Source organism: Paraburkholderia tuberum STM678 (assembly GCF_902833905.1).
GTDB lineage: Bacteria > Pseudomonadota > Gammaproteobacteria > Burkholderiales > Burkholderiaceae > Paraburkholderia > Paraburkholderia tuberum.
Genome location: NZ_CADFGP010000028.1, coordinates 1 through 24171, shown reverse-complemented (window position 1 = coordinate 24171; position 24171 = coordinate 1). Strand labels below are relative to the sequence as shown.

24 protein-coding genes, 1 tRNA gene, 1 pseudogene and 1 riboswitch are annotated in these 24171 nt (G+C 62.3%); of the genes and pseudogenes, 12 read left to right on the top strand and 14 right to left on the bottom strand.

The features are described from left to right. Positions 1-2: 2 nt before the first annotated feature. Genes HWY30_RS23370 through HWY30_RS23360 form a run of 3 tightly spaced genes read right to left on the bottom strand, consistent with a single transcriptional unit; the run spans position 3 to position 1780 of the window. A complete protein-coding gene (locus HWY30_RS23370) occupies positions 3-302 on the bottom strand; it encodes a phosphopantetheine-binding protein (protein ID WP_090801395.1) in 300 nt (99 codons plus the stop codon). Further along, on the bottom strand, positions 277-1071 hold the full coding sequence (locus HWY30_RS23365) for a lysophospholipid acyltransferase family protein (protein WP_090801397.1): 795 nt from the start codon (positions 1069-1071) through the stop codon (positions 277-279). The genes HWY30_RS23370 and HWY30_RS23365 overlap by 26 nt, the downstream gene beginning before the upstream one ends. Then, positions 1055-1780: a beta-ketoacyl synthase chain length factor gene (locus HWY30_RS23360; RefSeq protein WP_090801399.1), complete on the bottom strand. Its 726-nt coding sequence runs from the start codon at positions 1778-1780 to the stop codon at positions 1055-1057. The genes HWY30_RS23365 and HWY30_RS23360 overlap by 17 nt, the downstream gene beginning before the upstream one ends. Before the next feature lie 493 nt (positions 1781-2273). Then, positions 2274-2487, top strand: a riboswitch (yybP-ykoY riboswitch). 10 nt (positions 2488-2497) lie between these two features. On the opposite strand from HWY30_RS23360, the gene HWY30_RS23355 reads away from it, so the two are divergent. Continuing rightward, complete coding sequence (locus HWY30_RS23355) at positions 2498-3070, top strand: TMEM165/GDT1 family protein (protein ID WP_090805421.1); 573 nt, start codon at positions 2498-2500, stop codon at positions 3068-3070. A 1-nt stretch (position 3071) separates the two neighbouring features. Here the strand turns inward: HWY30_RS23355 and HWY30_RS23350 are convergent, their stop codons facing one another. Beyond that, positions 3072-3767, bottom strand: a complete 696-nt coding sequence (locus HWY30_RS23350; protein ID WP_090801401.1) for a DUF4136 domain-containing protein — start codon at positions 3765-3767, stop codon at positions 3072-3074. A gap of 323 nt (positions 3768-4090) precedes the next feature. Between HWY30_RS23350 and pepN the strand changes: the two genes are divergently transcribed. The 5 genes from pepN (at position 4091) to HWY30_RS23325 (ending at position 8985) form a co-directional block, all read left to right on the top strand. After that, positions 4091-6787, top strand: a complete 2697-nt coding sequence (gene pepN, locus HWY30_RS23345; protein WP_090801402.1) for an aminopeptidase N — start codon at positions 4091-4093, stop codon at positions 6785-6787. Positions 6788-6983: 196 nt separating this feature from the next. Beyond that, the gene (locus HWY30_RS23340; RefSeq protein ID WP_090801404.1) at positions 6984-7265 is read left to right on the top strand and encodes a type II toxin-antitoxin system RelE/ParE family toxin; all 282 of its coding nucleotides are present in this window, start codon (positions 6984-6986) and stop codon (positions 7263-7265) included. Between the two features lie 16 nt (positions 7266-7281). Beyond that, a complete protein-coding gene (locus tag HWY30_RS23335) occupies positions 7282-7734 on the top strand; it encodes a HigA family addiction module antitoxin (protein WP_090801406.1) in 453 nt (150 codons plus the stop codon). A gap of 85 nt (positions 7735-7819) precedes the next feature. Beyond that, positions 7820-8836, top strand: a complete 1017-nt coding sequence (locus HWY30_RS23330) for a class 1 fructose-bisphosphatase (protein WP_090801408.1) — start codon at positions 7820-7822, stop codon at positions 8834-8836. Between the two features lie 73 nt (positions 8837-8909). After that, positions 8910-8985 (top strand) — tRNA-Thr (locus HWY30_RS23325). 23 nt (positions 8986-9008) lie between these two features. Here the strand turns inward: HWY30_RS23325 and HWY30_RS23320 are convergent. Continuing rightward, the gene (locus tag HWY30_RS23320) at positions 9009-9626 is read right to left on the bottom strand and encodes a hypothetical protein (RefSeq protein ID WP_143037114.1); all 618 of its coding nucleotides are present in this window, start codon (positions 9624-9626) and stop codon (positions 9009-9011) included. A 189-nt stretch (positions 9627-9815) separates the two neighbouring features. Here HWY30_RS23320 and HWY30_RS23315 point away from each other — a divergent pair. Both HWY30_RS23315 and HWY30_RS23310 read left to right on the top strand, forming a co-directional pair. Then, a pseudogene (locus tag HWY30_RS23315) lies at positions 9816-10160 on the top strand (IS3 family transposase); the annotation flags it as partial. Then, positions 10157-12271, top strand: coding sequence for an acyltransferase family protein (locus HWY30_RS23310; RefSeq protein WP_090801412.1), 2115 nt, complete (start codon positions 10157-10159; stop codon positions 12269-12271). The pseudogene HWY30_RS23315 and the gene HWY30_RS23310, both read left to right, overlap by 4 nt. Before the next feature lie 1147 nt (positions 12272-13418). On the opposite strand, the gene HWY30_RS41790 is transcribed toward HWY30_RS23310, so the two are convergent. From HWY30_RS41790 to HWY30_RS23280, 7 genes are all read right to left on the bottom strand, one after another. Continuing rightward, entirely contained in the window at positions 13419-13682 is a 264-nt protein-coding gene (locus tag HWY30_RS41790) for a hypothetical protein (RefSeq protein WP_090801414.1), read from the bottom strand. Between the two features lie 120 nt (positions 13683-13802). Further along, positions 13803-14774: a Tim44 domain-containing protein gene (locus HWY30_RS23305; protein WP_090801416.1), complete on the bottom strand. Its 972-nt coding sequence runs from the start codon at positions 14772-14774 to the stop codon at positions 13803-13805. A gap of 126 nt (positions 14775-14900) precedes the next feature. Continuing rightward, on the bottom strand, positions 14901-15257 hold the full coding sequence (locus tag HWY30_RS23300) for a hypothetical protein (protein WP_090801418.1): 357 nt from the start codon (positions 15255-15257) through the stop codon (positions 14901-14903). Positions 15258-15641: 384 nt separating this feature from the next. After that, positions 15642-15947: a DUF4148 domain-containing protein gene (locus tag HWY30_RS23295; protein WP_090801420.1), complete on the bottom strand. Its 306-nt coding sequence runs from the start codon at positions 15945-15947 to the stop codon at positions 15642-15644. A 491-nt stretch (positions 15948-16438) separates the two neighbouring features. After that, positions 16439-17698: a putative Na+/H+ antiporter gene (locus tag HWY30_RS23290; RefSeq protein WP_090801422.1), complete on the bottom strand. Its 1260-nt coding sequence runs from the start codon at positions 17696-17698 to the stop codon at positions 16439-16441. An 82-nt stretch (positions 17699-17780) separates the two neighbouring features. Then, on the bottom strand, positions 17781-17906 hold the full coding sequence (locus tag HWY30_RS43015; RefSeq protein WP_143037115.1) for a PliI family lysozyme inhibitor of I-type lysozyme: 126 nt from the start codon (positions 17904-17906) through the stop codon (positions 17781-17783). A 271-nt stretch (positions 17907-18177) separates the two neighbouring features. After that, positions 18178-18663 (bottom strand): SgcJ/EcaC family oxidoreductase, encoded by a 486-nt coding sequence (locus HWY30_RS23280; RefSeq protein WP_090801424.1) that lies wholly within the window; start codon positions 18661-18663, stop codon positions 18178-18180. A gap of 674 nt (positions 18664-19337) precedes the next feature. Between HWY30_RS23280 and HWY30_RS23275 the strand changes: the two genes are divergently transcribed. After that, positions 19338-20021 (top strand): ureidoglycolate lyase, encoded by a 684-nt coding sequence (locus tag HWY30_RS23275; protein ID WP_090801426.1) that lies wholly within the window; start codon positions 19338-19340, stop codon positions 20019-20021. Between the two features lie 148 nt (positions 20022-20169). Here the strand turns inward: HWY30_RS23275 and HWY30_RS41785 are convergent, their stop codons facing one another. Further along, positions 20170-20559: an AI-2E family transporter gene (locus HWY30_RS41785; RefSeq protein WP_244144969.1), complete on the bottom strand. Its 390-nt coding sequence runs from the start codon at positions 20557-20559 to the stop codon at positions 20170-20172. Between HWY30_RS41785 and HWY30_RS41780 the strand changes: the two genes are divergently transcribed. Beyond that, entirely contained in the window at positions 20558-20818 is a 261-nt protein-coding gene (locus HWY30_RS41780) for a hypothetical protein (RefSeq protein WP_244144968.1), read from the top strand. The two genes, HWY30_RS41785 and HWY30_RS41780, sit on opposite strands and share 2 nt — an antisense overlap. A 428-nt stretch (positions 20819-21246) precedes the next feature. Here the strand turns inward: HWY30_RS41780 and HWY30_RS23265 are convergent, their stop codons facing one another. Beyond that, positions 21247-21918: a DedA family protein gene (locus tag HWY30_RS23265; protein ID WP_090801427.1), complete on the bottom strand. Its 672-nt coding sequence runs from the start codon at positions 21916-21918 to the stop codon at positions 21247-21249. A gap of 212 nt (positions 21919-22130) precedes the next feature. Here HWY30_RS23265 and HWY30_RS23260 point away from each other — a divergent pair, with 212 nt between their 5' ends. After that, complete coding sequence (locus HWY30_RS23260; RefSeq protein ID WP_090801429.1) at positions 22131-22472, top strand: hypothetical protein; 342 nt, start codon at positions 22131-22133, stop codon at positions 22470-22472. A 144-nt stretch (positions 22473-22616) separates the two neighbouring features. Then, a complete protein-coding gene (locus HWY30_RS23255) occupies positions 22617-23075 on the top strand; it encodes a hypothetical protein (RefSeq protein ID WP_167368584.1) in 459 nt (152 codons plus the stop codon). Positions 23076-24171: the final 1096 nt, after the last annotated feature.

Sequence of the window (24171 nt, the reverse complement as noted above, 5' to 3'; positions counted from 1 at the left end):
GATTAAACCCCCTTCCTTGCGGTTTCGTTCGCAGCGTGCGCCGCTTCGCGCTGACTCTCGACCAACGCGGCAAGCGTGTTGATCGAGCGAAAGTGCTCGCGCGTGCGTTCGTCGTTCGCCACGATGGTCAATTGGTATTGTTTGCGCAGCACGATGCCGATTTCGAGCGCGTCGATCGAATCGAGACCTATGCCGTCGGAACCGAACAACGGGGCGTCGTCGTCGATATCGGCAGGGCTCAGGTCTTCGAGATCGAGGGCTTCGATCAGAAGCTTTTTAATTTCCAGTTTTAAAGAATCCATAGTCGAACAGGTGCTGGGTAATGTGGGCTTCTACGGCATTCGTCACGCTGCGCGCCGCAATGGCCGCGGTGGTGTCGTGCGCGGCCAGCTCGGCGACGCCAAGCGGCGCGAGCACGTTCACGCGCATCCGGAAAGCGCGCGCCGGCACGTCGTACCAGCGCATCTGCCGCGTGAACGCGGGCGGATCGCAATCCATCAATACCGGCACGATCGGCGCGCCGGCCTTCAGCGCCATGTGCGCGAATCCGCGCGAGAACGCGTGCAGTCGGTTCGGCGCCGGGCTGCGCGTGCCTTCCGGAAAAATGATCATCGTGTAGCCGGCCGCGAGCTGCTTCGCGCCGGCCTCGACGAGCGCGATCGCGTCCGCGTTGCTCACGTATTCGGCCGCGCGCACGATGCCCCAGAAACACGGGTTGTGCCAGTGCGCGTGCTTCACGACGCAGCACGCACGCGGCGTCAACGACAGCAGAACCATCACGTCGAGGTAAGTCGGGTGATTCGCGACGACGATCGCCGGCCCGCCCGCGCACAACGCCTCGGCGCCGGACACTTCGAGTTCCATCACGCCGAGACCGCGCAGCACCGCGACGAGCGCGCGGAAAAACCGGTGAATCACGACGGTCACCGCGCGCTGCCGCGACGCGCGATGCGGCCACAGCCACGCGAGCGGAAACACGAGTACCGAAAACAGCACGCCGCACACGCCGAACGCGACGAAAGCGAGGCCAGTCGCGCAAAAACGCCACGCGTAATCAAGCCGCGCGCTCATCCCACCTCCAGTGCCACAGCGCGCCGGCGCGCTGCCAGCGCGCGGGCTGGCCGGTTTCGAGGCAGTGCAGCAGCGCCTGGCTCTGGGTTGGAAAGCTCGGGGCGTCGCTCAACGCGGATCGCGGGTCGCCGCGTTGCTCGGCTACCTCCTCGTCAGCGCGGGTCAAAGAGCAAACAACCTGCCCAGCCGACGCATCTTTGTCGAGCAACACCGCGATCGCACCGCCGTGCACTTCGTCTTCGATCGTGCCGTACGCGAGATCGGCCGGTTCGTCGGCATACACGAGCAGCACCGGCGCATCCGGTTGCGTCGCGTATTGCGCGTACGCTTCGAGCAGCGCATAGCCGAGCGTCTGCGCTCCAGCCGATACCGCGCTCGCGGCCGAGCGGTCGCCGCGCGCAATCCCGAACACGCCGGTCATCGCGTTCAACACCGACAGGCTGAAGGCGGTCGGCGACACCGGCTCGCCGGCGCTGATGCTGCGCAGGATGTCGGTGGTACGCCGCAACTCCCCGTGCCGCGAAGCGAACACCACGCGCGCGGGTTCCTGCGCGACGCAGTCGTGCGCGACCTTGAGCGCCAGCTTGGACAGCGTGCTGAGACGCCGCCGCACGATCGGCTCGATGAAGCCGATATCGGGTGCGGCAGACGAGGTAGCCGGCCAGCTAGACCAGCGACCGACCGGAATGGTCCAGTGCAGATCGGGCATATTGGTGTTCGCGCGTGGAAACGGGGAAGGGGCTCAAGCGCCTGACGGAATACACAGCCGTCACGGCGAGCGCCGCCGCGCGGATCGGGAAGTTCCAACCCGGGACCGACCAGTCTGCCAGTCAGGGAATGCAGCACCGGCGATCGGGCCGATTTGTCAGGCGCCCCTGACAATCGGTGTAGTGGATAGCGGCTCAGGCTCCTTTTGTGGCCGAATAGTACCGGGTATTTTGAATCAGATCGGCGAGGAAAGACGTATCCATCTGTATCCGCGCCTATCACGCAACACATTGTTAGACGATTTGACAAGACCGGCCGCGCCGGCGCACCGGAAAGGCGATCTCGTGCGTCGGCGCTGGCGCGACAACGCGCCGGAACCGACGAAAAACCTTTCATTTGTCTTTCTTCGAATAAGCCGCAGAGCGAAAACACCGACGCCGCGTCGTGCGTGCAAACAACATTCGTGGCAATGATGCGCCCGCGCCTGCTATACTCCGGCCCTCATTGGGGAGTAGCCGCCCCGCGGCACGTCCGCACCGCTTCGCCGGTGCGTCGCACGTGTGGTTCGCGGGGGCGCCTGTCAACAGACTTGGCCTGCACGGCCATGGCAGTCGCAGCCTCTGGCCTGGCGAGACCGATGATCCACACGCGCCGCAACAGGGCCCGGCGTGTCGTGGGTCGTCGCTCGTTCATCTTCGGCCCGAGGAATCCGTTCAACGTGAATCAAGCTTTTCTGATTTCGACCGGAGCGGTCGCGCTCGCCGAGATCGGCGACAAGACGCAACTGCTATCGCTCGTGCTGGCCGCGCGCTATCGCAAGCCCGTGCCGATCATTCTCGGCGTGCTCACGGCGACGCTGATCAATCACGCAGGAGCCGGCGCGCTCGGCGCGTGGCTCGGCTCGATGCTGACGCCGACCATCATGCGCTGGGCGCTGGCGGCGTCGTTTATCGGCATGGGGCTGTGGATTCTCGTGCCCGACAAGCTCGACGAAGAGGAAGCCAACACGAACCGCACGCACTTCGGGGTGTTCGGCGCGACGGTCGTCACGTTCTTCCTCGCGGAGATGGGCGACAAGACGCAGATTGCGACGGTCGCCCTCGCCGCGCGCTTTCACGATTTCTTCGGCGTGGTGGGCGGCACGACGCTCGGCATGATGATCGCGAACGTGCCGGCGATCCTGCTCGGCGACCGCTTCGCGCATCGTCTGCCGACCAGGCTCGTGCACGGCATCGCCGCGGTGATGTTCGTCGTGCTGGGCGCGATGGCATTGTTCGGGGTCGGGGTCTGAGCTACTGCGCGGCCTTCGGCGCCGACGCCGCGCCCGCGGGGGGCGTGGCCGCCGGCAGCGACACTTCGTTGGCGTCCGCGCCGCCACCGCCGCCGAGCGGAATCTTCACGGTGTGCACCGCGCCGTTGGCCAGCGGGAAATCAGCCAGCGCGCTACGCGCCAGATATGGCATTGCCCGCACCAGCGACGACTCCTCGCTGACATTGCGCGCCGTGACGTTGTAGACCTCCCGGCCGCTCGCGCGCTCGGTGATCCGGATGCCGAGCAGATGCGTGAACACCGGATAGCTCTGGTTCACGTACGTCGCCGGGAAAGGCCCCCACGGTCCCCACATATCGAACGGCCGGCCCCAGTAAGGACCGGGCCACGGGTTGTAGTAGACCGGCTGCGCGACGGTCACGATGTCCGAGCGGATGCCATAGGCGAGCTCGACCAGATAGCGCGCGTCGTCGTGCGAGACTTCGCGGAACGCGTGCAAGGCGAGCTCGTTCGCGACGATCCGCTCGTACGCGCTCAGTTCGAGATTGTTCTTCTGATCCTCGTGCCGCGTGAACGCATAGGTGCGCGTCGCGTCGCTTCCGCTCCAGTCCGAGAACGCCGTGACCTGCGTGGTCACGTAGGTCGTGCAGCCGGACAGCAGCGCCGTCAGCGCGACGAACAGCAGCGCGACGCGGCGGGTCCATCGATCGATGTTCATGGTCTGCCTCGTGATGCCTCTGATTGCATCTATTCTGCTTCAGTTAAAACTCTGCTTCAGTCGAGATTATTCCGTCGCGCGATCCGCTGCGCGGCGGACGATGCCGGCGCTCCGCCACGCGCGGCGCCCGATAATACGCTGACCTCGCCAGCCGGTAAATGGTTCTTCCCCTGTCCGTCGAAAGCGGCAGCGCTACCCGGCGCCGAGACTCGGCCCCCTTCCCTTCCGCACGATTGCCCGAGGCTTTGTACAATGAGTCGACCAAGCCCGGCTCGCGCGCCGTTTGCGCGCCCGACCGCTCGAGTACACCACCACAGAACGCCATGGCCGATACCGCAACGCCCAATCTGATCCGCCGCGCCGATTACGCGCCGCCTGCCTTCCTGATCGACACCGTCGCGCTGGAGTTCGATCTGGTCCCCGAACGCACGGTCGTCAGAAACACGATGCGTGTTCGCCGCAACCCGGATGCGTCGCGCGCCGCGCATCTCGAACTGATGGGCGAGCAACTGGAGTTCGTCAGCGCCGCGATCGACGGCAAGCCATTCCCGAACGCGCACCCCCACGAGCACGGCCTGCTGCTCGACCAGGTGCCGGACAGCTTCGAGCTGACCCTCACCAGCATCTGCAATCCCGCGGAAAACACCACGCTGTCGGGGCTGTACGTGTCGAGCGGCAACTTCTTCACACAGTGCGAGGCCGAAGGCTTTCGCCGCATCACCTATTTCCTCGACCGCCCCGACGTGATGGCGAGCTTCACGGTCACGCTGCGCGCGAGCAAGGCCGACTATCCGGTGCTGCTGTCGAACGGCAATCTTCTCGAACAAGGCGAGTTGCCCGACGGCCGCCATTTCGCGCGCTGGGAAGACCCGTTCAGGAAGCCGAGCTATCTGTTCGCGCTCGTCGCGGGCAAGCTCGTCGCGCTCGAAGAACGCGTGAAGACCGGCTCAGGCAAGGAAAAGCTGCTGCAGGTGTGGGTCGAGCCGCACGATCTCGACAAGACCCGTCACGCGATGGATTCGCTGATCCACTCGATCCGCTGGGACGAACAGCGCTTCGGGCTCGAGCTCGATCTGGACCGCTTCATGATCGTCGCGGTCAGCGACTTCAACATGGGCGCGATGGAGAACAAGGGGCTCAACATCTTCAACACGAAGTACGTGCTCGCGAACCCCGAAACGGCCACCGACACCGACTTCTCGAACATCGAGGCGGTGGTCGGCCACGAGTACTTCCACAACTGGACCGGCAATCGCGTGACCTGCCGCGACTGGTTCCAGCTGAGCCTGAAGGAAGGCCTGACGGTGTTCCGCGACCAGGAGTTCTCGGCCGACATGGCGGGCGGCGCCACCGACGAAGCCGCGCGCGCGACCAAGCGCATCGAGGACGTGCGGGTGCTGCGCCAGATGCAGTTCGCCGAGGACGCGGGCCCGATGGCGCATCCGGTGCGCCCGGAAAGCTACGTCGAGATCAACAACTTCTACACGATGACCGTCTACGAGAAAGGCTCGGAAGTCGTGCGGATGTATCAGACGCTGTTCGGCCGCGACGGCTTTCGCAACGGCTTGGACCTGTACTTCAAGCGTCACGACGGCCAGGCCGTGACCTGCGACGACTTCCGTCACGCGCTCGCCGACGCGAACGGCCGCGACCTCGCGCAGTTCGAGCGCTGGTATAGCCAGGCCGGCACGCCGCGCGTGTCGGTGCGCACGCGCTACGACGCCGCGCAGCAGCGCTACAGCGTGACACTGCGCCAGGGCTACGGCGATGCCGTGCCGGCCGCGCGCGAAACGCAGAAGGGGCCGCTGCTGATTCCGTTCGCGATCGGTCTGATCGGCAAGGACGGCCGCGATCTGCCGCTGCAGCTCGACGGCGAGGCGAAGTCGTCGGAGTCGACCACGCGCGTGCTCGAATTCACGCAGACCGAGCAGACCTTCACGTTCGTCAACGTCGGACAGGAACCGCTGCCGTCGCTGCTGCGCAATTTCTCGGCGCCGGTGATCGTCGAATACGACTACACGGGCGAACAGCTCGCGTTCCTGCTCGCGCACGACAGCGATCCGTTCAACCGCTGGGAAGCCGGCCAGCGGCTTGCCACGCGTGAGTTGCTCGCGCTGGCCGCGCGCGCGGCCACGGGCGCGGCGCTGCAGTTCGACGACTCGGTGGTCGCCGCGTTCGCGCGCGTTTTGACCGACGAGACGCTGTCGCCGGCGTTCCGCGAGCTCGCACTGATGCTGCCGTCCGAAGCGTATCTGGCCGAGCAGATGGCCGAATCGAATCCGGCTGCGGTGCACGCGGCACGGCAGTTCGTGCGCAAGCGCCTCGCGAATGCGCTGCGTGACGACTGGCTGAAGGTCTACGAGCAGCATCGCACGCCGGGCGCCTATGAAACGACGCCCGAGGCCGCCGGTCATCGCGCGCTGAAGAATCTGGCGCTGTCGTATCTGACCGAACTCGACGACTCCGCGGACGCCGTGCGTCTCGCGGCCGCGCAATATGAAACCGCGAACAACATGACCGACCGCGCCGCCGCGCTGTCGGCGCTGCTCAACGCGGCCGCGCCGCAAGGCGGCAGCCCCGAGGCGCAGCACGCGCTCGACGACTTCTACCGACGCTTCGAGAAGGAGCCGCTCGTCATCGACAAATGGTTCGCGTTGCAGGCCACCCAGCGCGGCGGCGCACGACATCCGGTGATCGATACGGTGCGCAAGCTGATGACGCATCCGGCCTTCAACCTGAAGAACCCGAACCGGGCGCGTTCGCTGATTTTCAGCTTCTGCGCGGCCAACCCCGCGCAGTTCCACGCGGCAGATGGCTCCGGCTACGCATTCTGGGCCGAGCAGGTGATCGCGCTCGACGCGCTCAATCCGCAGGTGGCCGCGCGCCTCGCGCGCTCGCTCGAACTGTGGCGACGCTTCACGCCGGCGCTGCGCGACAGCATGCGCGCGGCGCTCGAGAAAGTGGCCGCACAGGTCAAGTCGCGCGACGTGCGCGAGATCGTCGAGAAGGCGTTGGCGTGATGCCTCTCTGAGTTCCCGAGTCACATCGGAAAGCCGGCACGCGTTGCCGGCTTTTTTTCGCGCTGTTTTCAGCTGCGTTCACGCGCTCGCGTGGCGCCGTTAGCCGTTTGGCCGACTGTTCATCGGACCTCGCCGGGCAGAAAGTATACGTACAGGTTTGATGGTTTACATTTAACGCGGTACGTTATACGATTCGATGATCACGACATTCGCAGACAAGGCCACCGCAAGAATTTTCCAGGGCAGGTTCGTGCATTCGTTGCCACGCTCGATCCAGGCGCTAGCGCATCGCAAGTTGCTGATGATCGACGCCGCGAGCTCCGTCTCGAATTTGCACGCGCCGCCCGGAAACCGGCTCGAAGCCTTGCAAGGCCAGCGCAGCGGGCAATGGAGCATCCGCATCAATGCGCAGTGGCGCATCTGTTTTCACTTCGTCGGCGAGGACGCGCTGAATGTCGAGATCATCGACTATCACTGACTACTGGGAGACCGACATGGTCATCAAACGCTCCGCGCTCAACAGCATCGATTTCTCCGACATCGATACGGGCGCGGCCATTGCCGAGATCCATCCGGGCGAAATTCTGCGCAGCGAGTTCCTCGAGCCGCTCGGCATGTCCGTCAACGCGCTCGCGCTCGCGCTGCGGGTGCCGGCGCCGCGCATCAACGACGTCGTGCGCGGCCGCCGCGCAATCTCCGCCGATACCGCGCTGCGGCTCGAGCGCTACTTCGGCGCCAGCGCGCAGTTCTGGCTCAATCTGCAAATCGCCTACGACCTGCGCGTCGCCACCGCCGCCGCCGGCGAGCAGATCGAACGGGAAATCGAACCGATGCCGCGCGCCGAGCGCCCGAAACTGCCCCGCGTGCCGGCCGGACACGCCCGGGCCGCGGCCCTCGCGGCCAGCGTCAGCGGCACCGTCTCGGCCAAGGCGCGCCGCAAGACCTGAAGCCGGCCGTGCGACCAAAAGCACGGAGCCGACACAAACGAGCGGTTAAAATCCCATCATTCTTCTAGCCTTCCGGAGTACAGCAATGTCTTTGCAACGTCGTACCACTCTCACGAAGTATCTGATCGAGCAGCAGCGCGAAACCAACAACCTGCCCGCCGACCTGCGCCTGCTGATCGAAGTCGTCGCGCGCGCGTGCAAGGCGATCAGCTACCACGTCAGCAAGGGCGCGCTCGGCGATGCGCTCGGCTCGGCGGGCAGCGAAAACGTCCAGGGCGAAGTACAGAAGAAGCTCGACATCCTCTCGAACGAAATTCTGCTCGAGGCGAACGAATGGGGCGGCAACCTCGCGGGCATGGCCTCCGAGGAGATGGAACAATTCTTCCCGATTCCGGCCAACTATCCGAAGGGCGAATATCTGCTCGTGTTCGATCCGCTCGACGGCTCGTCGAACATCGACGTGAACGTGTCGATCGGTACGATCTTCTCGGTGCTGCGCTGCCCGGACGGCCATCAGGCCACCGAGCAATCATTCCTGCAGCCGGGCACGCAGCAGGTCGCCGCGGGCTATGCGGTGTACGGCCCGCAAACGGTGCTCGTGCTGACCACCGGTAACGGCGTGAACTGCTTCACGCTCGATCGCGAGCTCGGCTCGTGGGTGCTCACGCAAAGCGACATGCGCATTCCCGTCGAAACGCGCGAGTACGCGATCAACGCGTCGAACGAACGCCACTGGTATCCGCCGGTTCAGCAATACATCGGCGAGCTGAAGGCGGGTAAGGACGGCTCGCGTCAGGCCGACTTCAACATGCGCTGGATCGCGTCGATGGTCTCCGACGTGCATCGCATCCTGAGTCGCGGCGGCATCTTCATGTACCCGGCCGACAAGCGCACGCCGGACAAGCCGGGCAAGTTGCGTCTGATGTACGAAGCGAATCCGATGGCGTTCATCGTCGAGCAGGCGGGCGGCGCCGCAACCAACGGCGAGAAGCGCATTCTCGACGTCCAGCCGAAGAGCCTGCACGAGCGCGTCGCGGTGTTCCTCGGCTCGAAGAACGAGGTCGATCGCGTGACCCGCTATCACCTCGAAGCGAAGAAGTGATCTCGAAAGAAAAAAATGCCTCAAGGGCTTGCCAAGGCACTAAAGTAGTCCCTATAATTTCGTTTCTCCTGATGCCGGAATAGCTCAGACGGTAGAGCAGCGCATTCGTAATGCGAAGGTCGGGGGTTCGATTCCTCTTTCCGGCACCAACAGATTCAAGCACTTAGCCCAGTCATTGCGACTGGGCTTTTTGCTTTTCGGGCTCCATGTAGGCATGGTGTAGGCATTTCCCGTCAGCGCGACGACACCAACCCTCTGTCCAAAGGACGCGATCGCGCAGCTGGACAAACTGGCGAGCCACGCCGGTGGGGCGACGTTCGTGCGCGAAGGGACCTTCCGCTTGCGCTTCGTTTCGACGCTCGGTGTCATGCTTGCATTCGCCGTCGGAGTCTGGGTCGGTATTGATCGGGCCGATGCGTATTTCACGCTGGCAGTCAGCGCTGTCCTCATCGTCGAGCCTGCGACACGGCCGTGTAGAGATCGTGGAACTTGTGGCCGATGGCGACGTGCAGCCGGTTCCACGCCTGCCAGAACGTGACGAGATGTCCGGCTTGCGGTGCAGCAGACAAGTCGCCCGCACGAGGTGGTCCGAAACGCCGCTCGCGCGGTCCATGGCGCCGAGCTTCTGGTCCAGCCCGCCAGCGAAGGCAAGCAGATTGTTACGCTGGTTCCGCAGGGCAACGCGCGTCGCACCGATGCGCGATGGATCCTCCGTTTCGCGCCGATGAAGTTCCTCGACGATGAAGTCGACATTTCTTATCGCTTCTGTGGGGGAGCGCACGAAATACATCGCGGGCCTATACATTTCCCTAAACTTTTTACGTCACAATCGTCCGTAAAAGCAAACGAGAGAAAGGGCAACGGCACCTTGGCTTTTTCTGGTTATTTATCGAGATGAAATATGCAATGATCGCCGCGGAATCAGCGGAGCAGGTCTGAACCCCGCGCGAGCAGACGTTCCGGCAACCCTGCGGCGGGCGGCAGCCAATATTGCGCGCATGCTTACCAGAATCTTGTCAGCCAGTTCGGCATGCAAGCCTCAATGAGCAGACGAGGAAACTGCTTTGACAACGCATCGATCGAATCATTTTGGGGAACGCTGAAGAGCGAGTTGGCCTATCGTCGGCGGTTCGCCAGTCGGCAGCGGGCGCAGCAAGAGATCACGGAATACATCGAGATCCCTTATAACCGGCAGCGGACACAAGCGCAGCTTGACTATCTGTCTCCCGCGGTTTTCACGCAGCGTTTCTACTTGAACAAGATCGCTGCTAAACCCGTTGGCGTCCACGGATTCCGACCGGCCTCATTAACTCTCATGCCATGAATCCACGCCATAACGCTACTACTGCGCCGCAACTCGCCCGTCCTGCGCACGCGGCATACATCGACGGTTTGCGTGCGGTCGCAGTGTTGTCGGTCATCGTTTATCACCTGTACGCGCAGTGGTTACCCGGCGGGCTTGCAGGGGTCGATATCTTTTTCGTGGTTTCCGGGTTTGTTGTCAGCGCATCCGTTGGAAACCTCGAATCGATGCAGTTTTCGCGCTTCGTGTTCTATTTCTATTCGCGTCGAGTGCAGCGGATCGTGCCAGCGCTCGTGGTGTGCCTGCTGGTGACCGGCTTGTTTTCAGCACTGTTCATTCCAAACGCGTGGCTGAGCGATACCAACAAATACACCGGCTTCTTTGCTTTCTTTGGGTTGAGCAATGTGGTGCTCGCGTTCATCGGTGATGACTATTTTTCGCCACGCGCCGAATTCAACCCGTACCTGCATACCTGGTCGCTTGGGGTAGAAGAGCAGTTTTATCTGATCTTTCCATTGCTTTTCTTCATGTGGGTGAGCAAACGTCCGAGAAAGACGCTTTGCGTTGTTCTGTTCGCCGGCGGGCTCGCTCTGTCCGTGTTGAGCGCATGGTGGCTTTCGAGGCGAAATGAGGGGCTAAACTTTTACCTGATTCCAGGGCGTTTCTGGGAATTGGCATCCGGTATCCTGCTATACCAGTTCCTCGCGCTCGCGAAGCGCCCCCTCGGCGTGATCGACCGCAATGGGACGCTGGGTTCGATGGCGTTGCTCGTTGGTTCGCTGGTGCTGCTTGCGGCTGGTTTCAAGGTCTTGCGCCCGGAGCAGCTTCCTTTTCCGGGAGCGCTGCTGCCGGTTGCCGGCACGCTTGGCGTACTGTACGCGCTGCACGGAAGAGCGCCGCGGGATTGGCTGCACAGGCTGCTCATTTCACCAGCGGTGACTTTCGTCGGCAAGATCTCATATTCGCTTTATCTCTGGCACTGGCCTGTGATCGTGCTGCTGCGGTGGACGGCGGGGATCGATGCGCCTGTCTGGCGCGTGCTTGCGGCCGTACTGAGCTTCGCGCTGGCGACGGCGTCCTGGTACTACGTCGAGAATCCTGTGCGGCGCTCGGCGGTCCTGAAAGGCATGCGGCGTCCCGCTCTCGTAGGTGCGGGCTTAGCTACGTTGACGTGCGCAGCGCTGTTGTGGGTCGGCATTCAGGCAGCCCAACTGAAACTGAATCTGTCGCTGAGCGTGGTGTCACAACGTGCCGACGACTGGTATCCGAGCCGCCCCCTTGAGCCCAGCAATGACGGATGTCTGGACACGTGGAATAGGACGAAGCTCAACGGGGGGCCCGTATGGACATATTCGCGTGCGGGATGTTCGCTTCCGGCGACCTATCGCGGGCGCCTGTACGTGATCGGCGATTCGCACGCGATGGCCTACAACAGGATGTTGCGCGAATTCGCCCGTGATACTGGCGTGAAGGTCTTCGCGTACAACAATGGAGGCTGTCCGTTCATTGCTTTGCTGCCGCGCAAACAAGATGAGGTGGCGAGCTGTGCGCCGGGGACGGATGCGGCAATCGCTCAAATCGAGGCGCAGGTCAGGCCCGGTGACGTGGTCTTCCTGCCTTCGCTGCGGCTGCCACGTTTCTCCGACGAGTGGGCCCGCTTCGACGACTCGAGCGCCTGGGGCTACATGTTTGGTCCAGAGGCCGTGCAAAGCCGGGTAGACGGCGTGCGAGAGGCCATTCCAATCTTGCAGAAACTGGCAGCCAAAGGGGCGAAGGTCATCCTGGAGGGGCCGACACCCGAGTTTCGGAGCCAGCCGTTCCGATGTTCGGACTGGTTCAATCGCGACAATCCCATCTGTTCCGGCGGCGACCGCATCGCCCGTGCGGATCTGGAAGCCTTGCGGGCGCCGGTGCTCGAATCCTATGCGCACATCGTGCAGGCGGTCCCCGAAGTTAGCGTATGGGACCCGTTGCCACGACTGTGCCCAGATTCGGTCTGCTCAACGCACACCGCCGACGGCCGGCCGCTCGTCTTCGATGGCGATCACCTCAGCGGCTATGCGAACAGGCTTCTGTTGCCAAGCTTTAAGAAGCTCGTCAGCAAGCTTATGGAAGCGGGGTCCGCGAGCTGATGCGGGGAAGAGTTCCGGCGATGGCTGGCGAGGTAGTTAGTCCGAAGATCGAGTACCGGCTGTGCGAGCTTGGGTACTGTCAGGTTGACGGAGGGGGCGACGAATATTATGCGGCATGCAGAAAGGTTCCCTCTCCGTTCTGCCGTCGGCCGATGCACCGGTTTCGTTCAACGGCTCACCCGCGGCCCTTCTCTGGCCCGGGAGGGTGTCGCGGTGGATAACCTGTGAGAAGGCCCTCCCGGTTCATCCGTTCATCGGTAACATTCCCCAGGTCGTCAGGGACACGATTCGGCATCCAGCGGCGAGACAGGCTACGCACCGATAAACGGCCTTGCTGGGCGGTGTCGTTGCATGCCCGGGCCCGGATAATAACCGCGCAGCAGGACTCCATTCGGGACTCGGTGTACGTTGTCACGTCACCAGGTTGTAGCTCGAGTTCGCCCGCTGCCGGTCTGACCTTGTCGCTACCCTTGCCGTTGTGTCCTTGGTGTGGTCCCCACGTGCGTGGGGATGAACCGTACGGCATTAGTGCGGCCTCGTATGCGAACGACGTGGTCTCCACGTGCGTGCGTGGGGATGAACCGATGACAAAATAGTCGTGGACGGCGCCAATCAAGTTGGCCGACCGGCCGTGCTGCTTGTCGCTGTCTAAGTCGCCCGATCAGGCGCACGAGTGGTCCCAACGCGTTTCCTCCAACGAAGCGTCGGAATCGGCGCAACATTCGCGTGCCATGTGTTCGGCAAGCGCCAACTCATCAAGCCACGATTCGCAGCCCGCGTTGTGCAGTGATTTATACCGGCAACGCCCTTGGCAAGGGGAGCCGAGGCTGCGGCGAACCGGTTCAACCTCACCGGTTGCAAGGTATTTCTGGAAAGCGAAAATCCGGCCAGCGTGAGCGTCCGTTTCGGGTCAAGATAACAGGCCGTTGTGGGTCGCTATGTAAACCTCTGCATAGCGACCCTGCCCTGCCGTTTGCTTGTCCGTCGGCCGAATGGCCGCCTTGAGATGGGGATGCGACACGGCGTCCTGCCGGCATAATCAGGAAATCTGCCAGTGCCGACAAGTGGGGCCAAGCCGATTTCTATCGAGCATGCACGCTGCTCGCCCGAGGCCATCGTTGACGCGTCCGCGCATTGAAGTCATTGATCAATCGGCTGATCCAGTCGTGCAGTAGTGAGCAAACTGTTCTGCGGAGAGCGCGAAACCCCTCTGCTTGGCGAGTTCCCAAGGACGTTCGCATTGGTGCGTGGATTCACACCAGGAATACCCAGCCGAACCAATACAACCATGTGCATCGCGATCTGCACCGACAACGGGTGACGGGCTGCTGGGCGGCGAGGCGGCGCAAGCGCTTAGCAAGCATGTCATCGTGACAGTGGCCAGGTAAAGAGAAAAGTAGTCTCGGCGCATAAAATGAGTCCCAGATTTGTGTGACGTCGGATTTTGGTCTTTTTGCCGTTTGCGAGTCGCGCAATAGCGCTTGTGGGCTAACCGGCAGCGAGCCGCTGCCGGTTCCGACCGCGCTCGATGCTAACGGCCAATCTGCTGTATCCCCGCCAGTCGCCAGGCGGGGTCGCCATGCCCGTGGCCCACGATGTTCCAGACCTCCTCAAACGGTTGCGCCGTCTGCGCGTCCTCGTCTTCCCGCATCTGGCCGTGAAAGCGAAGGCTAACCAGTGTTTCGCTGCCATTGTGTTCCGTGCTCAACAATTCCACGTCCAGCTGCGTGATTTCCGTATGGCTCAGCTGGTTGCCCCGATCTTCCAGGTCCCGCTTGATCACCGCGAACATTTCCGGGGTTGTCAGCTCGAAAAGGTCGCCTTGTTCGTTCTGGTCCCAGGCGCGTTGCAGACGCAGGAACAAGGTCTTGGCCGATGCCAGCAAGACCGCCTGATCGAGCCCGACAGGCAGCTCCGGCACTGTCGTTGTTTGTGCCGCTGCGGCGGAATTCATCGCTGTGCGCGGCCAGGCACCGAAATTCGTCTCAGGCGCCGCCTGCCCGCTCTGATTCATGAGCAAGGAGCCGTTCATGCGCTGCCCGTTCGCCGCGTCGTGCCCATAAGCGAGATCCGGACGGCGCCGGTTGGCAAGGAAGCGGAACAGCATCATGCCGGCGACAATCACGAGGCCGATCACCACTACGCTCGACAGCATCTGGGCCAGCCCTTCACCCAGCCCCAACGACGACATCAGCGCGGCAATGCCGAGTCCTGCGGCCAGGCCGGCGAGCGGGCCCATCCAGCGGTTGGCTGGCTTCGCGGCAGCGGCCGCCGGCGCGGCCTGCTGCGCCGGTTGAGCTTGCTGGCTCCGTTGGCCTTGCCCGGACGGCGACGCCGTCTGCGACTGGCGGCCGACACTACTACCACCGCCAATACGCTTCGCTTCGGCATGGTTGGATGCGACAGTGCCCGCGACGAGCACTAGCGCCATGGCCAGGACAGCTGCACCACGCGTCACGACACTCGCAAGGCGTCGCAACTGATTGATTGTGTGCGAATACATAAGAATCTCTTTCGTGTAGGACAGAAACTCGCGAAGGTCGCCCGAACGCGTCTTTCCATCGCGGACCGCAAATAGCGAGCAATACCGCTCGTACGATGCCACCGTAGCCGTGCAAGCATGGCTTGCTTAGACGGCATCAGGCTCAGCGCTCCAGGTGCACTCGCGTTGACTCGCGCGGCGCCTCGCGACGCGCGCCTGGCGCCTGCGGACGATCGAAGAAACGGCGCGGGCAAGCGCGAGATCGAGGGCGCCGCGCCAGTCTTTCGCAATCGACGTCACCACGACCGGATTCGCACCGGGCACCTGCACCTGCACCTGGCAACGCTTATCGAGTCCGCGGCGCGGGCCGTTGACGTCGGAGAGATTGACGGTGGCCCGGGAAACCAGCCAGGCCATCCGGCGGAACACAAACTGGGTGCGTTGGCGCGCAAAGCTGCGCAAGCGTGCAGCTTCAATGTCGCAGGACTTGAACAGGACTTGCATGAGACCTCCATCAGAAACAGAAAGAAAAGACGGGTTAGCGAAACAACGACCGCCGGGGCGGAAGCCTGAGTGCTTAGTCGTTGAAGCCAGTTTATCGGTTTAACGCGCCATTACAATCACCTTTCACCCAATAAATACTTGTCGCGTCTGCAACGTCACCCCAGTGGGCGCCAAGCAATTACAAACGACGAAACGCCGGAGCGAATGACGAATTCGCGCCGGCGCAAAAATGCAATGAAACGCTAATACTGGAAGGGGATGGAATGCCGGTCTGCGCGGCTGAATGCAGGCCCGGTTGCAGACGATGAAGTGGCGACGATGCCGCTCGCCGGAGATCACCGGGCCGGGCAGTTGAAAGCGCCCGGCCATCCGGCTGATAGCCCATTAACTTCCTTTGTAGATCGAATGATCCGAGGCCACCTGGGTCGGTGCGCCGGAAGCGGCCGAGCCCGATTTCACGCCACCGTGGCCACTGAGTGCCTGCTGAGCCGCCACGCTTTTCAGCGCGGCCTGGAGGTGCGTGGGGTAGTGCGCGTCACCGTGGTTGCCGTCGTAGCCCGCTTGCCGCAGCTGGGCCAGCTCCGCGCGCACTTGCTCACGGGTGAGGGGGCCGTTGCTGTTAGCGGATGCCATCGTCGGCAGAGCGAGGACCGAAACGAGTGCGATAACCGGAATGAATGTTTTAGCCATGGTTAATTCTCCAATTTAATTTCAGAAACAGAAAATACTGGGTTAGCGAAACAACGACCGCTGGGGCGGAAGCCTGTGTGCTTAGTCGTTGAAGCCAGTTTATCGGTTTAACGCATCATTACAATCACCTTTCACCCAACAGATACTTTCCGCATCTGCAACGTCATCGGGGTACCTCGCGGCGCAAAGCAATTACAAACGACGAAACGCCGGAGCGAAACGAATTCGCCCCGGCGCAAGAATGCAATGAAACTGTCGCTAATACTGGAAGGGGGATGGAATGCCGGTCTGCGCGGCTAAGTACAGGCTGCCGTCACGCGCGTTCGTCAGGCCGCTGGCCGCGACCTGCGCAGTCGTGGTGGTCTCGTGCAAAATCCAGGCCGGTGTTGGTTATCGCCGCAAGACGTTATTCATCGTGGCCCGGCGTCCTGCGACTGCGCGCCATCGAATCGCACCCAGTTGGGCGCACTGCCGGACAGCGGTGCGCCAGCCTACAGCAAAAGCAGCGTTGCCGAGACGACGCACGTCGGCACGACGGCAGCGAGCAACAGGCCGAGCAGGCTGACTGACTCATCGTGGAATCCCTTGTGCACGATGGCGAGTCCTGCGGGATTCGGCGCGTTGGCGATCACCGTGAGACCGCCTCCAGCGACTGCGCCGGCCAGCAGCATGTACTTCGCCTGGTCCGGAAGGCCCGCGATCAGCGAGCCGAGATAGGTAATCGCCGCGTTGTCCATGATCGCCGTCAGGCCAAGCGCGCCGGCGTAAAGTGCGTAAGCATCGAGCGATGCGACGACCGGCTGCAGCCACCATCGCTGCAACCCCCCGAGCACGACCAGGCCGCCGAGAAAGAACGCTACCAGCAGGCTCTCGCGCAACATCAGCGGCGACTGGTACTGCTCGTATGCCTGCGTGAAGCCCAAAAAGAAAAGCAGGAGGCCGATGAAGATAACCGGGTGATGGGCCGACAGCACCACCGCGACGAGAAAGCCGGTGTGTATCAGCGTGACGCCCGTCGGAACGGGAACCGCGGCGGCGGGCGCGTCGTTGCGCTCTGCGTGCTTCGGGAGCTTGCGGTGCATGAATAGCAGCAGGCCTGTTGCGTTGACCAGCACGGCAATGGCCGCCTTCCAGCCAAACTGCGCCGCCATAAACGCGCTGTCCCATCCCCAGGCGGCGGCAACCATCAGCACCGGAGGCGCGGCATAGGCGGTCAGCAAGCCGCCGACCGACACGTTGACAAACAGCACCGCGAGCGTCAGATATTTCCAGTGTTCGGCGATCGGCGACCTGAAAAGCCGGTCTCGCAGGATCAGCGCTGCCAGCGTCATTGCGGCCGGCTCCGTGATGAACGAGCCGAGCAACGGAACGAGGGTCAGGGAAAGCCAGATGACGCCTGTTTCCGTCTTGACGGGAAGGACGCGCGCGATGTACGACACGAGCGTCGTGACCGCGTCGAGAATGGGCCGGCTCGCGGCGATCACCATGATCACGAAGACAAACAGGGCTTCGGTGAAGGAGCGCGATTCAGCATAGGCCACGGCCTGCGCAGAACCGGCCAGCGCGACGATAGCCAGACACAGGACCAGGGCCCAGAGGCCGAAGACGACTTCCACTTCGCCGAGAAAGTGAAACAGGCCCGCGTGGTGCGGGTGCCGGTGGGCCAGAACCTCGAAGCGTTTCGCAAGGAGCGTATGGAGCAGGGCCAGTCCGAAGATGACTGTGCCGGCGATTTCAACTGAATGTGGCATGTGTTCGCTTTGAATGGCGATGGAACGGACTCTGGAACGCACGCGGTTGGTGTTGCCGCCGGCCGGATCGCTGGCCTCGCTTTTAGGCAGCTCTCAGCGTAGCCACGACATCGTGCCGCGTATCGGTATCGACGCGGGCAAGCAGCCTGACCGTGTGGAGGCCGATCCTGAGCGCGTCGACTTCGAGAAAGTTTCCGGAGGCCGCCATGAGGTTTGTAGTGCAAATTAATTGTGTCAATCCAGAATTCCGGCGACAGGGCCGAGCGGCGCCTGGAATTCGTTGGACTTAAATTCTTATCGAGGGGCTAGCCGGACTCAATCGCCAGTTGACAGTTTCATTTGATCTATGAGGGTTGGCGGCCGAAATTCCCCTCGATTCTGCGCGTGAAGGATGCGCGGCAGCATTTGGCGTGAGGCGTCTAACGCGCTCAGCCATTCACATCTGAACGCCTGGCACGGACCCGCTGTTCAATGGAGTGTTACTCCGGCATCGCCGACGAATGGTGATTGAGGATCTTCCACTCCCCATCAACCTTCTTGTACACGAATGTATAGCGCGCATGCACCTTCTGATGCTTGCCGTTCTTCACCGTGTCGAACGTATAGACGCCCGTGTCCAGCGCCGAATCGTCGCTCAGCAAGCGGATCTCGCGGAGGTTGATCGTACCGTGCGGTTTCAGCTTCAGAAACTTCACGAAATAGTCCTTGATGCTGGCGGGAGTCGTGCGGACTTCATTGGAAACCGTTGGCTCCAGTACGGCATCGGGTGCGTACAGCCTGGCAACGGAGTCGGCGTCGCCCGTTGCGAGCGCCTCATTCCACCGATCGAACAGCGACGCGATTTCAGCTTCGCGCTGATTCGTCGGCGCCACGGCGATTTCGCGATAGACCTTCGGTACGAGGGCTTCGCCTGCAAACACGCTAGTGCTGAAAACAACTGCGGCGGCGATCAAAATCTTCTTCATTTTTGCGTTCAATCCATTTAAGCGAGAGCCAACGAGGAGTCGGGAAACTACAGCCACCAGGCGCCTTAGGCTACAAGGGAACCTTTCAGGTATCGCCGGCTGCCAACGGCCAGCCAGCTAGTCGTCAGTCGATCTGTCTGGGACGTATTGTGATATTACACCCAATATTGATGTATTAGTCAACTATGACGTTATAGGAAAGTTTTAGCCTCGTTGTTCGCAAACGCTTCGCGCGAACAGACGCCTGATGACGTTGCAAGCGCGGAAATTCACGCGTCGACGCGCACGACGCAACGCTACGACCCACATTCGAGCGCGATCCAGTTTGAAGAGGTTGAGCGGATAATCAAGCAATTCGCGCCGTCGAAAATTCTTTTCACATTCGACGGCATGCACGATTTGGACAGAGTAATAGATCGCCTCGCTAATGCGTTCCAGAACGCATTGTTGACAATCCAGCCCGCTGTGTCGAACGGCCGAAAGGGCCGGGCCCGGACGGTCGACCTGTGTTGCTGCGGTTGCGCCGCAGCATCGCCGCCAACTTCCGTAGCCGACCCACGTCCGACGTCAGGTCCGACGTTGTGCCAGTGGCCGTTTCCACGTGGACAAGCGGCGGTCAAACTCTTTGTTCGACCATCGGCGGTCGGTACGTTCTACTCCTGTAGACTGCCGCAATGACCCAAGAAATCGATTACCTCAATCCCAGCCTTCCTTCTGGCCTTCGGCGCGTGTCAATGCCCGTGGTGGATGCGACCCCCACAACGCTTGATGGATTCGGCAGGCTTGTAGCAGACCCGAGCGAGTGTTCGATCGAGATTGTGCAGTGGCCGGCAGTGGGTGCAAGGCCCGTTGACCCCGGAACCGGTGATGAGGCAGGCACGACCGAAGGCACATTTGTGAGCGAATGGCGCGGGGACATTCTGTACGGTCGAAACGAGGCTGTGGGCGGCAACTACATCCTTGCGTACGCAGTGGAGCCTGAAGCAGCCGGTGACGACAACACCAATGTACCGGAGCGCATGTTGCTTTGGCACGCGAACTACCACCCAGACGGTGGACAACTGTTCTTTCCTCTCGACCATCGCCCGTTCTACGTTCCCTTGGCGCTGCCCGGGGACGACATAGCGCCAGAGAAGTTCGTGTGCTTTCGCTTTGATGGACAGCAGGGCCTCTACATCCATCCAAACATCTGGCATGAAGGGGTGTTCACTCTCGAAGGAACCCAGCGGTTCTTTGACAAGCAGGGCGCCGTCCACGCGCGCGTCTCTGTCGACTTTGCCCGCGAGTTTGGTTGTCTCCTCGAGGCACCGATTGCCCGCGACGCCCAACCCCTTCGAGGCGGCGGCCTACAGCTGTAGCGCGAAGGGAACACCCGCTCCCGCCAGGTCCAGCGGACATACGTCCTCGGTTCGCCGGTATCGCATCCCTTTATGAGAGTGATGAGGCGCCCGCCACGCGCACGAAGTATCCCTGAAATCAACGGACGTCACCGACAGGCGAACAACGTTAGTCATCGTTCGTCAGGAAAACTGCGAAACGACGTGTCGATTCGAACGTGGAAAACGCAATGACCAGGCCGACGGTGATCGGCACTGCGAGGAAGGCGCCCGCGATGCCCCGGATCGACGACCACACCGCCAGACTGATCAGGATCACCTCGGGGCTCAGGTTCAGTGAGCCGCCCATCAGCCACGGGTCGAGGAGATGGCCGACCACGAAGTTCGCGAGCGTGAGCGAGATGAACAGCACGATCGCCGCGTTCCACTGACCGAACTGCAGCGCGGCGAGCAGCGTCGGCACCGCGACCGAGATCCACGAGCCCGCATACGGGATGAAGTTCAGTAGGCCGGCCAGCACCGCCCAAAGCTCCGCGAATTCGAGTCCGACGAGCCGCATGCAGGCCCAGCTCGCGATGAAGGATCGCGCCGAGCAGGGTCTTCATCGCGAGATAGACGCCGATCTTCGAGTTGATCTCGTCGATTACCGACACGATCCGCGTCGAGTCGCCCGCGAAGTTCACGAGCTTGCGGCGGTATTTCGCGTGCTCGATGAGAAAGAACGTCGCATAAAGCAGCACGACGATGATCGCCGCGAGCAGCGACGACACCGACGACAGCGTGGCGGTTATGATCGCCTGCACGTTGACGCTCGCTAACAGGTCGCGGCGGATCGCAGCCCAGTTGGCCTCCGTTTCGATGTGCAGCAGCGCGGCGAACTTCGTAAACAGTACGAGCAGCGTCGCCTCGTACTTCGGCGCGACGGCCATCAGCCGGTCCCTGTCGGACAGCAGCAGGTCGACCGACAGGTAGACCGTGAAGAGCATCAGCGTCGCAGCGATCGCGTGGCGCAGGCCGTCCCGCAGGCGTGCACCGAGGTAGGGAACGCGGCGCAGCAGGTTGGCGAGACCGAAGACCACGTACGTCGCGATGATGCCGAACGCAATTGGCACCAGCACGGGGCGGCCGACATACAGCCCCCACCCGGGCAGTGTGGCGAGCACGGCCGCACATGTGCATTTCAGCAGGCCCGGGTTCATGCGTTTCCTCGCGAGCAGCGCTGCCTGGGGGGTTGTGGGCCGCCGCGTCAGTCGCAGCGGGACTTTTCGTCGGGTAGCGTCGGGTCGGCGGTGCGGCGCTTGCGCCGTCCTCGCCACAGCAGGCTGACGACGAGCGCGACGACACCCGCGCCGATCACGATCGCCATCGCAGCCGGCAGGTGCGAGCGGACCCACGGCACGTTGCCGAAAAAATACCCGGGACCCGCAAGTGAGCATATCCAGATCACCGCGCCGCCGGTCGCGAAGCGCACGAAGCGGCGAAACGGCATCTTCGTCGCGCCGGCGAGCGCGGGCGCGACCGCCCGGACGATTGCGATGAACGGAGAGTACAGCAGCAGCGCGGCGCCGTGACGTACGTAGAGCGCGCGCGTTCGCGCAGTCACCTTGTCGATCCAGCCGCTGCGCTTCGGGTTCCATACCGACGCGACGGCACGTGCCAGCGCATAGTTGAACACTTTTCCTGCAACCGCGGCCGCGACCAGCAACGGCGCGAGCCACACAGGCTGCAGCACGCCGACGGCAGCGAGCGCGCCGGACAGGAACAGGAGCATGTCCGCGGGCAGAATGACGAGCGGCAGTACGCCGACACTGCAGAAGACGATCGCCCCGAGGATTGCGTAGGCCAACGGCCCATGCCGGACCAGCAGCGCTTCGAGGTCCTGGTCCAGTTGCAAGACGAATTGCACGAACGTGGCCATGTGTGCCGGCTACGTGTCCGTTGGTGGAGGGGGAAGTATAGCGGCAAGCGCGCGGCAGTCCCGCGCTTCGGCGAAGCGCTCTACAACTCGCTGGCCGAACCGAGACAGCTGATGGTGGTGAGGCGGCTGAACATAACGACCGGATGGGCCGCGTCGACGAAACCTGGTGGCGGGAGGCCATCGGCTTCCTGCTCACGCCTTCGCATTGAAATATGAAAGCACGCTCCGTCCCGTCGAGCTGGAAACGCTTCTATGTCCTCGATGCGAAGAGCAGGCCTGTCGAGGTGTTCGACCGCGGCGAGTGGTCGCGCTGGATCACTGAGAACGAACTGATCTTCCGCCGCACGCTGCTGGACGAATCCGGCGTGACGGTCACGACCCGCTTCCGCGGTGTGTCCGAACCGAAAACCGGGGAGGTTTCGCTGTTCGTGACGCGCATCGCCGGAATGGAAGCGCGAGACAACACGAGCTACGGAGCACGTACGCTCGATGAGGCGCTGGAGCAGCATGAGCGCATCGTGCAGAAAATCCTCCGGATGCTGACCGCGCGGTGATCGCCACAGCGCGACGATTCTCCGCGAGACGCAAATGCCACAGAAGGCGCAAGGGCGTGTAGATTAGGATCTTGTTGCGACCCACCACTGTGTCTTCGAATCGGTCGCCATCCGAACCAGTCCTGAAGTTGCACAGGAGCCGGCATGAACACGAAGCACAGCAAGAAAGGGCATCTCGAAGCCGCGGCGTCACACCACGAGCAGGCCGCGCGACATCACCGCGAGGCGTCGCGGCATTTCGATGACGGTCAAGACTTTGCCCACGCCGCACATCAGGCGATGATGGCCCATGGCCACACGTTGCATGCGATCGATCAGGCACACGACGCTGGCGCGCACAGCGCCAATACGCCATCAATAACGCCTCCATCGACCGGCTCAGGCGCAAGTGCCGCGGACGTGGCAAAACATCATGCGGCGGCCGTGGAGCTTCACATGCAGGCGGCGCAACATATGCGCCACGCCGTCAAGCTCTTCGATCAGGATCGTAGCGCGGCCTCCCACGACGCACAGCTAGCGCTCTCCCTTGCACTGCGCGCTTTGTCCCATGGCAACGAAGCAGCCAGACTATTTGTCAAGCTCGCTGCCAGTGGTGCATCGTGAGTTAAGGCCGGTTGAATTCAAGCCAGTCACATCTTATTTGGTGGAGTATTCGGAGTGGTGCGGTATCCGCTTATACCGATTCTTGAGCGCACCGAAAGGCCTGCCGCAAAGATCCGCGCATTGATAGGTATGGCGCAATCCAGCGCGCCACTCGCGACCAGGCCTTTCGCTCCGCTCAGGTGAAGCCGGTAAGGAAAGGTGCTCAACCGGCGTAGCGCTGAAACTGGCTCGTTCAACTACACTTCGTCGCCTGAGCGGACGGGCAAGGAGGAACGCGCTGGTCATCTGGGAACGAGCTGTAGATGCGGTGCTGTACGCGCTTAAACCGCGACCGCTAAAAGAGCCGCTGATGGATGTTGGATTCGCTCGTTGACAATGAGATCAGGACTCAACTCTTGTTTGTTGAACGACCCAAACTGGGCCGAAACCAGAAGTTCCTCTCCCTGCTCGCGCGAGGCCACGCAAGTACTAGTGCATGGTATGCGTGACGTGGAAATAGATTTCAGGCGCCTCATCGCGCCCCGTCCTGCGCTTCGCGGTCCGACGCATCAATGCACGCATATGCGACCCACGTACGAGATTTGCCGAAACCGCCGCATTGGCATCGCGGAGCGCAGTGGCCAGTTCGTGCACAAATATGCGTTGAAACACCGCCAGCGCTCCTTCATTTCCTCTACCACCCGTTGCGAATAGCCAGCGGGCGAGTCACGACAACCATTTGCGGTATCGCGCTCGAAAAACTCATCCGCTATCCGCTGCGCCGCCGTTTGCCAGTTATCCCGATTCGCCGGTTCACCAGCCTCGGTGGGTAGTTTCGCATCGCACACTGGGAGCGCCATTTCGTCGGGCAAGTCATCCCAGATGTCCCGCCACGCCTGCAACACGATCCGTAGCACACCGAACGTGGTCAGCCCGACATCGCCGTCGTTATAGAGGAAGCAGTACACGCACAACGTAAGCACCTCGCGACGGCCGTCCGCAACGCGGCGCCCGCGTGAGGCATGATCGGGAATCGGGTTACGTGTCAGCAGACGCCGATGGGCCAGACTGCCGAGGCAGCTTCGTGGCCACGTTCCAGGGCAACAGTTCGTCGATG